Raw genomic sequence first — 10,826 nt, 5'->3', positions numbered from 1 at the left:
CCTTCAAACTGCTCCAGCCCGGCTCTTCCGCCCCCGCCCGCCGACCCCTTGGTTGTCGTCGGTCCGTCCTTGGCGATTACAAACACGTTCAGCCGGCACAGCGGCTGCGTGTCGCTGGCAAAAGCGCCATCCGATGCCGCAATCAAAATACGCCGCAACTCCTCGCTGTATCCGGCCCGCACCTGCACAATGCGCGGATCGTAAGCCCGCGCCGCACGGTCGGCCCTCAGAATCAGCTCCAACCGCGCCGCCAGGTCCAGATCGAACCCGCCCAGCGGAACAGGATAGAGATTGCCCCCCTTTGTCTCTGTAAATCCTTGCACCAGCTGCTTGGCCGGTCCCGACGCAATCAGCGCCGCCGTCCGTGCCGCGTGCAGCAGACGCTCCGGGCTCAGATTATCGGTGTAGGCATATCCGGTCCGCTCGCCTGAAAGCACGCGAATCCCGCACCCGGCGCTCGTCCCCGTGCTGGCGGACTTCACGATCTGCTCATCGACCCCCAGTGACGTAGAAGTCACCGATTCAAAATAGAGATCGGCGTAGTCGCCGCCCGCAGACAGGGCTTCGCCCAAACAGCGCTCCAGGAGCCGTTCGGTGATTCCAAATTTCTCAAAAAAGTAACGTCTGTGACTCGCGAGAGGGGAAGCGGCAGATATGCTCATCGTTGCATGTAGTTTACGCCTCTCCGCAAATCTCCGCATCGTGGGATGAACCATTTCCTCACTTGATTCACCGGCCAGCCGCGCTGGTTTCCACAATTTCCATCGTGCTAAATTCACCCCATGAAGAAGATCCTTGCTGCTGTGCTTCTGGTTCTGGTGTTCGCCGCCCCGGCGTTCGCCGCGACGTATCATCACCATCACCATCATCACCACCATCACAAGGCCTAGATCCGACACCCAGGGTCATTTCCTGGATGGAAGCAGGCTGGGTTCAGGTAACCCGAACGATTGGCCATCTGCTCTGGAGATTGCAGGCAAAGAACGAGAGTGCCCCATTCATGACGCAGTTTCATCGCGGCATGAGTGGGAAACCACGAACTCCCAATCTTCATAGCCCACGGGCCAGTTCCGGCAAGCTACCGCCTCTCGACCGTGCCGCGGCGCTGCTCTTCCCCATTACTTCTCTGGGTCCAGTGACTTCGGGTACTTTCCCTTGCTCGATTCTCGTGCTACATTCCAGCCATGAAGAAATTTGCGGTTGCCGCGTTGTTGCTGGTCCTGTCTACCGCTCCGGCCTTCGCCATTTGGCCTTTTCATAAAAAGCCCCCCAAGGATCCACGGGTGGTGGAGCATCCCAAGGCTCAACACCCAACGAATCAGAATTTTAAAAATGCGCCAAAGCACAATATTCCCAAGCATCCGCGCAGTTAAATAGACTCAATAAATCAGCCTCGTCGAGCACTGAATCGTCACCGCCTCTCTGCGAGCTCTCCAGGTTGGGCAATGACAGAATCCGAAGATATCCGCTACCCCCTAGGCCGCTTTACTGCTCCGGCCTCTTCTGACCCGGCAGTTCGCGCGGAACAAATTTCCATCCTCCGCCTGCTTCCATCCACCTTGCAGACTGCCGTCAGCGGACTCAATCGGGCACAGCTTGACACGCCTTACCGCGATGGCGGCTGGACCGTGCGCCAACTCGTGCATCACATCGCCGACAGCCATGCCAACGCCTACGTGCGCACCAAACTCGCCCTCACTGAAGACTCGCCCACCATCAAGACCTACGACGAAGCCGCCTGGGCCCGCCTGGCTGACAGCGCCCTTCCCATCGACGGCTCACTCGCGATGATTGCCGCTCTGCACGAGCGCTGGGTGGCCTTGCTTGAGTCCCTTTCCGACGCGGACTTCCAGCGCGGCTACAACCATCCAGAAAATGGTCGCCAGAATCTTGCCACGGTCCTTGCCCTCTACGCATGGCACTCTCGCCATCACACTGCGCACATTGCAAATTTGCGCTCCCGGCAGAACTGGTAGCCTCGGCGTGCCCCCCACAGCCGACGCGGCAACCGCTGCCAAACTCGCCGAAATCCTCGAAGATTACCTCGCCGCACACCCCGCCGCCGCCCTCCTCGAAGACGGCCGCGTCCTCTTTGACATGCGTCTCGCGCGCTACTCCGTAACTGAGTCCCACGGCCGCTGCCTCTTTCAGCTCTGGAGCGAAGAACGCAACCTCGTGCGAACGGTGGTTGAGATTCAGCCGCGTGCGCAGTGCCTGCGGGTCATCACACGCCGCATGGGTGCACCAAAGCCGCAAGCGCTTGAGCTTGTCCCCAACAGCGATCGCCGCACGCCTACAACGCGCGATTCCGCCCGCCGAAATTACCAGCGCCTGCTCGATCGCGTCCTTGCACGTGCATTCATCGGCTCCAAAGTTGACGGCTTGCGTTCCGCTATGGACCTCGAGCATAGCTTCGGCCCCGCCTACATTCGCGGACGCCTCTTGCGTGGAACCGCTGCCGAAGCCATCATTGGCGTCAGCGAAGCAGAATCCGCATCAACCATCGATGGAATCCTCACCCTGGGCATTCTCTGGCTCGACCATTGTCGTCAGAAAAGCAATGCCCGCCGCCACTTCGGCGGGCTCAAAGTCATCGTGCCCCGGGGAGCGTGGCGCACTACCGCCGAGCGCATTGCCTGGCTCAACCACGCCGCCGCCGACTTCCAACTCTTCACCCTCGACGAACGCAGCGAGGAACTTGAGGCCGTCGATTTCCGCGACAGTGGCAATCAGATCGCGCGCCTTATGCACGCCTTTTCTCCCCAGGCCGCACTCGAACGCTGCCAGCCCGGCATCGACAAAGTCCTGGCACTCCTGCCGCAAAATGCCAAAGCCGGCATTGAGCTTCACCCGCGATCGGCAGCCGAAGTTGGTTTAATGCTTCACGGTCTGGAGTTTGCCCGCGTACGTCAAGGCGCCGGCGCCCACTCGTTCGAGCGCGAGCAGGAGATCACCTTCGGCGCGGGCGCCAACGAAACTCCTTTGACCGCCGAAACCGAGGACCTATGCCGCGAACTGTGTGCGCGCCTTTTCATGAGTAGACATCGCGACGGCGCGCACAAAGACCCGCTCTTCCGCATGCAGCCCGAGCGATGGCTCGAATCAGAATTCCGCGCCGGCCTCAGCGACTTGCTCCCGTCGCTCCGCGGCGATCAACTTTACTCGCAGGTCCCCGCGCTCTCATCCGGAGATCGCGGCATGCTCGACCTGCTTACCCTCGATCGTAGCAACCGCCTCGTAGTCATCGAACTCAAGGCCGACGAGGATCTGCATCTGCCCTTGCAAGCCCTCGACTACTGGATCCGCGTTCGTGCTCTCAATGCCGATCGTCAGCCCACCGCCGGCAGCGACCGGCCACTCTCTGCCTTCGAGCGTGAAGGCTACTTCCCCGGAACAGAAATCTCGCCGCTTCCGCCGCGCCTGCTTCTGGCCGCACCCGCCCTGCGCATCCATCCCGCAAATCTGCCCGTCCTGCGCTATCTCTCCCCCGAAGTCGATTGGGAATTGATAGCCCTCGGCGAACACTGGCGCCAGCAGTTGCAAATCATCTTCCGCAAACACCCCACCGACGCAACATCCTGATTTCCGCTCAAAGAGAAGACATTTTCTCTATGCCAAAAGCATGTCATCTTGAGCGGAGCAACGCGGAGTCGAAAGATCTGCCCTGAAGCACGATCCCACCCGATTTTCATGGTCTCGGGTGGCGCAAAGAGCCATGCAAGACTGCAGTTATGTTTTGCTGTGGAGGGTACGGGCATCAACCGCTACATCAGTACCGGGAATCTGGGCGTGGCTTCAGCCCCTGGGGCAATCCTTCACGCGATCTCATTCTGGAGTCCCCTTCCCAAATCTCTCACTTCTCGACTGCCGCCGCACACGCACACTCCTCCAGATCCCTCAACAACGCATCCACCCGCTTCAAATCGGTATCCCAGGCGAACATGATCCGCGCCGCGCCGCCAATGAAGGTATAGAACCTCCACCCGCGCCCGCGCAGGCCCTCCAGAATCTCATCGGACGCGCTGAGAAACACCGTGTTCGCATCCACCGCGGACACAACCTGCACATTCCCAATCCGTGCCACGCGCTCCGCAAAATACTGCGCGCATTCATTTGCGTGCCGGGCATTGCTCAGCCACGCGCCGCTCTCCAGCATCCCCACCCACGGAGCCGCAAGAAACCGCATCTTCGAAGCCAGCTGCCCCGCCTGCTTGCAGCGATAATCAAAATCCGTTGCCAGCGCCTTGTCGAAGAACAACACCGCTTCGCCCACCGCCATGCCATTCTTCGTGCCGCCAAAGCACAGCACATCCACGCCGCTCTTCCAGCTCAGCTCAGCCGGAGAGCACCGCAGGCTCGCGCACGCATTGGCAAAGCGCGCTCCATCCATGTGCAGCAAAAGTCCATGCTCCTTGCATGCATCTGAAATCGCCCTGACTTCTTCAATCGTGTACACCCGCCCCGTTTCGGTCGGCTCGGTAATTGTCACCACCCGCGGCTTGGGAAAATGAATGTCCTGCCGCTTCGTCGCCAGTTCGTGAATCGATGCGGGCGTCAGCTTTCCATCGACGCCCTGCGCCACCAGCAGCTTCGATCCGTTCGAGAAAAACTCCGGTGCGCCGCACTCATCCGTCTCCACGTGCGACGCATCGCAACAGATCACGCCGTGATACGACTGGCACAGCGAAGCCAGCGCCAGCGAGTTCGCCGCCGTGCCGTTGAAAACGAAAAACACCTCGCACTCCGCCTCAAACAATGTACGAAACTCATTCGCCGCCCGAGCGGTCCACACATCATCGCCATACGCCGTCGCATGCCCGTGATTGGCCCGCTCCATCGCACCCCAGGCTTCCGGGCAAATACCCGCATAGTTATCGCTGGCAAACTGCTGCCCGACATCGTCCACGTCAATCCCCATCCCTGATCTCTTTCCGTTGCTCCCTGATCTAGGTTTCTCTGTTCTCTTAGCCTTTACTGAATGTCCGCCATCGCAGAATTCATCCCGTTGAAAATACCGTCATACCGTCCGTTCTCCGCCGCAAATCGCAGCCCCCTCACGTTCTCCACGCAGATCTCCACCGGCGTCGGTTGCAACTTCAGGATGCTCATCACCTCGGCAATGTATTTGGCCAGCGGCATCGCACGCGGATCCGACTTCCCGCCCATCAGGTCCGTCGCCACATACGGCGGAATCAGTTCCAGCACTTCGATCTTCGTCTTCTTCAGCTGGTACCGCAGCGACTGCGTGTACGAGTGGATCGCCGCTTTGGTAGCGCAATAAGTCGGCGTCAGCACCAGCGGAACAAACGCCAGTCCCGATGAAACGTTCATAATCGTTGCTCCCGCCTGCTTTTTCAGGTGCGGAAGCAGTGCTGCCGTTAGCCGCATCGGCCCCAGCAAGTTCGTCGCGACAATTGCCTCCATGTCCGACCAATCCTCTTGCTGCTGCAGCAACTTCTCCGCGCGCATGACCCCCGCATTGTTGATCAGGACATTCAGCGATGGAAACTTCGCCGCGACTTCGTCGGCAAACTTCCTGATGCCCTCACGTTTCTCAATATCCAGTGCCACCGACTGCATTCCGGGATTCGCCGCCGTAGTCGCATCAAGTGCCTGTTTCCGACGCCCCGCAATCACCACTTCATTCCCCAGCTTCTGAAGGGCTTCTGCCAGTCCCCGGCCGATGCCCGAGCCGCCTCCGGTGATCAGAACCGTATTTCCGCTAAGTTTCATTCCATCCGCCCCCTCTTCGCCGCGATTTGAAAGATCAGGACCCTGTTACATTCAACTCTTGATGATAAAGGTCGCTCGACTTGAACAGTTTCACAGTGAAATCTACCCGCCCTGCAAGGTTTTCCGATCCTCTCGGCTGGCCTGTAAGCGAGGTTTCCCACTTTCGTACTGTCTTTTCCGCAGAAATTATTTGTACTGCCATTTTAGGTAGGTGATATAAATCACATATTTCCTGAAGAGACCGCGGGAGAATCGTTTTATTCCGCGAGAGTAGTTACCAAGTCCCAGGGGTTCATGCTTCCTCCGGCATGGACCCCCGGGTGGGAGTTTTAGCCGTGCCTAGTCAAGCTGTTTATGAATTTCGGTCCCCTGCAATTCGGACCGATGCCACTTCTCTCAAGTCTTTCTTCTTACCCGGAAACGTAATATCGATCTCCGACTCACCGGCCTTCTCAAGAACCTCCGAACAAGAAATGGTCGAATCGGACCGCGACGGGCTCGGCTGTGCCCGCGGTGTCCGCGCCGCCTTTCTTCTGGAAGCCGGTATGTTCGTGCTGGCCTATGGAGTGTGGCACCTGTGGCAGTTAGTCCGCTGACTTCGCGCCCCATCTGCTCTGGTGCGAACCGTTGAATTCAAGCTGCCGCGCCGCCAGAAAGTGATAGCTCCCGCGGCGACGCCCCTTTGCTGGCTTCTGCCCCCGAGCCCTGATCTACTTCTTCAGTGGCTTTCGTGCGAAGTAGTAAAGCGAATACGCCAGCATCCCAAACCCCAGCACCGACACCCACATGTGATCGAGTATTGTCCCGTGTGGGAAGTTGAGGATGTCGCGGTTGTCCATATACGTGGCTTCCACAGCCTTCAGCGCCACGCCGATCAGCCCTGCGATCCCACCCGCGGCAATCAATCCTGAAGCAAACAGCGACCCCGACGAAATATCGCTCTCCGCATCCCCCTCGCCTGCGCGCGCTGCCGCCCGATCCACCAGCCACCGCACCACGCCGCCTACAAAGATTGGCAGCGTCGTGCCGATAGGCAGATACGCCCCTACCGCAAACGTCAGCGAGCGAATCCCCAGCAACTCCACGGCAATCACCAGCGATACACCCAGCAGCACCAGTCCCCATGGCAGCTTCCTGCTCAGGATTCCGTTGATCACCGTCGCCATTAGCCGCGCCTGTGGTGCCGGAGCGGCGGCGCTCCCAATCCCCTGAATCCAGTGCACCTCAATTTGCTTGGTCGCCGGCGAGTAGAGATATTTCCCGTCCTGCAACTCCGTCGACCCGATCGCATTCAGCACCACGTACTCCGACGCCTGGTGCGAAGTGGTCGTCTTGTCCTCGGCCACCACGCGAATCTGCGGCGGCAGATGCTTCACGTCCGATTGAACTGAGACGCCCGGATGCGAAGCGCTGATGTCCCAAGGTTGCGCGGCTGCATGAAATTCCTGCAGCCCGGTATTCATCAGGTTCAGCGTCGATCCAATCACGACAGTCGAGACAACAACGCCGATCATCAACGCAACCTGCTGCGCCCGCGGTGTCGCTCCGATAAGGTACCCCGTCTTCAAATCCTGTGAAGTATCACCCGAATTTGAAGCTGCGATGCAAACCACGCCGCCAATCGTGATCGCCAGCGCGCCAAACGCAGGCGCCGTCCATCCCTGCACCAGAAAAACTGCGGCGGTCGCCATCAGCGTCGCAATCGTCATACCCGAGACCGGACTCGCCGACGATCCAACCAACCCCACGATCCGCGAACTCACCGTGACAAACAAAAATCCGAAGACCACCACCAGCAGCGAAGCCGCCAGGTTTGCTTTCCAGCCCACAAACGCTCCCGGCACCGGCTTGAATTCAAGAAAAAGGAACATGCAGGCCACGATAAGCAGCGATCCGATCATCACCACCGTCATCGAGAGATCGTTCTCGGTGCGAATCGGCTTTGCCTGGACTTTCTCAGCGCCGGGCTTCATATTCTTCAGCCCCACCGTGAGCGCGCTCCAGATGGTGGGCAGCGTCTTCATCAGCGTGATCAGTCCCGCCGCAGCCACCGCGCCGGCGCCCATCGGCTTGATGTAAGTCGCCCAAAGATCGCTCGGCCCCATCTGCGCGATCGGCATCTGCCCCGGATACACCGGATGCGGGAGTTCCTTCCCGAAGAAGTAGATCAGCGGCATCACCACAAGCCACGAAAAAACGCCGCCCGCAAAGATCACTCCCGCTACCTTCGATCCGATGATGTAGCCCACGCCGAGATACTCCGACGTCGCATCCGCATTGATCGACGCGCCCTTCAGCACATGCTGCGGTCCAAAGTCCGGTCGGAACTCAGGCGAACTCGGCCACGCGCGGAAGAGATTTCCATTCTGGAAGAATGTGTAGGCTCCGCCAAGACCCAATCCCAGAAAAACTCGACTGGCAAGCGATCCGCCTTTCTCGCCAGCAATCAGCACATCGGCACAAGCCGTGCCTTCCGGATAGGGAAGCGCCCCATGTTCCTTCACAATCAATTGCCGCCGCAGCGGGATCATGAACAGCACGCCCAGCCATCCGCCAATCAGCGCCAGCATGAAGATCCGCGAGTACTCAAGGTCAAATCCGAGAAACACCAGCGCCGGCAGCGTGAAGATCACACCCGACGCAATCGACTGACCCGCATTGCCTGTCGTCTGGACAATATTGTTTTCCAGAATCGAGGCCCGGCCAAACGCGCGCAGAATGCTGATCGAAAGCACCGAGATCGGAATCGAGGCCGCGACAGTCAGCCCCGCGCGCAGGCCCACGTACACCGTTACCGCGCCAAAAATGATTCCGAAAATGGAGCCCAGCACCAGCGCACGTACCGTAAACTCCGGCGGATTCTGATCTGGCGAAACAAAAGGTTGAAACTCGGCCACGGAATTCCTCCACAAAAAAATGCGCGCAAATCGCCTGCTTTGCTTGAAGAGACGAGTTTACGTCATCCCAACCATTTCTTGGTTTTGCCCGTAATCCTAACGCAGTCGCGCAGTTCATTCACACCTGACCTCGCCTTTGCGACCGTGTCTCCTTCGCAAGAAATTGCTGCGGAATAACCGCAGATCCGGTTCTGTGATCCCCGCCGTCTTGCGTCCCGATAAAAAAATGTGACCCAAGTGCACCCGAGTTGCAGCCGAGGTAACCACCTCTGCAACGCGATTGCCGGAATTCTCTAGACACTGATTTGGCGCTTGCCTCAAAATGCATCAACGCTGGCGAAAGATCACTGCCTCGTTCAAAGACCGCATCCCCGCCCCAAGGAGAACCCGTGATTTCAAAACCAGGGAAATTCCTGCCCATCTTCGCAGCTCTGTTGCTGTCCTCAGCAAGCTGCGTAGCCCAGTCTGTTATGACGCATCATGTGCGCGATGCGGTGAAGAGCGGCAATGCGCAGGCCAACGGCCGCCTCCCGGCAAACCAGATGTTGCAACTCGACCTGGTCCTGCCTCTCCGCGACCCTGCCGGACTCAAGGCGTTCCTCGCCGATGTCTACAACCCGGCCAGTCCCAACTACCGCCAGTTCCTCACGCCCACCGAATTCACCGCCCGCTTCGGACCCACCGCCAACGACTACGATACGGTTCTCCGCTTTGCCAGAACCTATGGCTTCCAAGTCGTGGGAGGCTCCCGCGATGGAATGCTGGTGCAGGTGAAGGGCACTGTGTCCAACATTGAAGCCGCGTTTCACGTGAACATGCGCACCTATCAGCATCCCTCGGAGAGCCGCACATTCTATTCTCCCGACGCCGAGCCCAGGCTGGACCTGCCCTTCAACCTCTGGCACATCTCTGGCCTCGACAATTACTCGATACCGCGCCCTCTTCGCGTCAGCCGCGACGAGTTCGCCGCAGCCCACGGCATCGATGCGGATAAAGTCGTCTCCCACGCCACCACCGGCTCCGGTCCGTCGGCATCTTTTCTCGGCAGCGATATGCGCGCGGCTTATTATGGTGGGACCGCGCTCACCGGAGCTGGCCAGAATCTCGGCCTGCTTGAGTACTACGGCACCGACCTTGCCGACCTCACCACCTACTTCAAGAATGTGGGCCAGACCAACAACGTTCCCATTACCCTGCTTTCCACCGACGGCACCAGCACAAGCTGCGTTTATCCCGGTTGCGATGACGGCGAGCAGACCCTCGACATGACCCAGGCCATCGGCATGGCGCCCGGTCTTGCCAGCCTCACCATGTACGTCGGCTCCTCCGATACCTCCATCATCAGCGCAATGACCACCCACAATCCGTTGCCCACGACGATCGGCTGCTCGTGGGGATGGACACCTGCCGACGCCAGCACTCTCAATCCGTACTTCCAGAAGATGGCAGCACAGGGCCAGAATTTCTTCGCCGCATCGGGCGATGCTTCCACCTGGACCAAGACAGGGCGCAGCGCGGCGTGGCCTGCCGACAACGCTTATGTAGTCGCAGTTGGCGGTACTGACCTTACCACGGCCAAAGCAGGCGGACCATGGGCCTCTGAAACCGCATGGGTCGACAGCGGTGGCGGCATCAGCCCCGACAGCATCGCCATTCCGGCCTGGCAACAGCTTTCCGGCGTCATCAACTCCAGCAACAAAGGCTCGACCACATTGCGCAACGGCCCCGACGTCGCTGCAAACGCAAACTTCACGTTTTACACCTGCGGCGATCAGCAGGCCTGCCAAGCCAACTACTACGGCGGCACCAGCTTTGCCGCACCCATGTGGGCCGCCTTCGTCGCGCTCGCCAATCAGCAACTGGCATCGAATAGCCAACCGCCCATCGGATTCCTCAATCCCACGATCTACCAGCAGAACGTTAACGCCAGCACCTACGCCGCCGACTTCCACGACATCAAGAGCGGCACCTCCGGCAGCTACTCCGCTGTCACCGGCTTCGATCTCGTCACCGGGTGGGGCAGCCCCACTGCCACGCTGATTACCGCGCTTACCGGACCGCCGCCCGCCGGCTTCAGCATCTCGGCTTCGCCCGGCTCGGTCTCCGTCAGTGCAGGCAGCAACGGATCCACGACAATCAGCAGCGCCGCAACCGGCGGCTTCTCCGGCTCGATAACCTTGTCGGCGACCGGCCAAC

The 10,826-nt window shown here is 59.5% G+C and carries 7 protein-coding genes; 3 read left to right on the top strand and 4 right to left on the bottom strand.

Annotated features, from left to right (window positions below; all coding sequences use genetic code 11):
* Positions 1-662: TldD/PmbA family protein (locus tag WA354_RS22670; protein WP_472815298.1), on the bottom strand; the 662-nt coding region annotated here is incomplete at its 3' end.
* A 783-nt stretch (positions 663-1,445) separates the two neighbouring features.
* On the opposite strand from WA354_RS22670, the gene WA354_RS22665 reads away from it, so the two are divergent.
* Together WA354_RS22665 and WA354_RS22660 are read left to right on the top strand one after the other, a co-directional pair.
* A complete protein-coding gene (locus WA354_RS22665) occupies positions 1,446-1,976 on the top strand; it encodes a YfiT family bacillithiol transferase (protein ID WP_472815297.1) in 531 nt (176 codons plus the stop codon).
* Positions 1,977-1,983: 7 nt separating this feature from the next.
* The gene (locus WA354_RS22660) at positions 1,984-3,582 is read left to right on the top strand and encodes a hypothetical protein (protein ID WP_472815296.1); all 1,599 of its coding nucleotides are present in this window, start codon (positions 1,984-1,986) and stop codon (positions 3,580-3,582) included.
* 271 nt (positions 3,583-3,853) lie between these two features.
* Here WA354_RS22660 and WA354_RS22655 read toward each other — a convergent pair whose 3' ends face one another.
* The 3 genes from WA354_RS22655 to WA354_RS22645 form a co-directional block, all read right to left on the bottom strand.
* A complete protein-coding gene (locus WA354_RS22655; protein ID WP_472815295.1) occupies positions 3,854-4,918 on the bottom strand; it encodes a threonine aldolase family protein in 1,065 nt (354 codons plus the stop codon).
* Positions 4,919-4,971: 53 nt separating this feature from the next.
* Positions 4,972-5,733, bottom strand: a complete 762-nt coding sequence (locus tag WA354_RS22650; RefSeq protein WP_472815294.1) for an SDR family oxidoreductase — start codon at positions 5,731-5,733, stop codon at positions 4,972-4,974.
* 710 nt (positions 5,734-6,443) lie between these two features.
* A complete protein-coding gene (locus tag WA354_RS22645) occupies positions 6,444-8,630 on the bottom strand; it encodes an OPT family oligopeptide transporter (protein WP_472815293.1) in 2,187 nt (728 codons plus the stop codon).
* A 389-nt stretch (positions 8,631-9,019) separates the two neighbouring features.
* On the opposite strand from WA354_RS22645, the gene WA354_RS22640 reads away from it, so the two are divergent.
* Positions 9,020-10,826: S53 family peptidase (locus tag WA354_RS22640; protein WP_472815292.1), on the top strand; the 1,807-nt coding region annotated here is incomplete at its 3' end.

This window comes from Occallatibacter sp., from assembly GCF_049802275.1.
Classification (GTDB): Bacteria; Acidobacteriota; Terriglobia; order Terriglobales; family Acidobacteriaceae; genus Telmatobacter.
The sequence above is the reverse complement of the archived record's forward strand: the minus strand, read 5'-3'. Positions and strand labels throughout refer to the sequence as shown.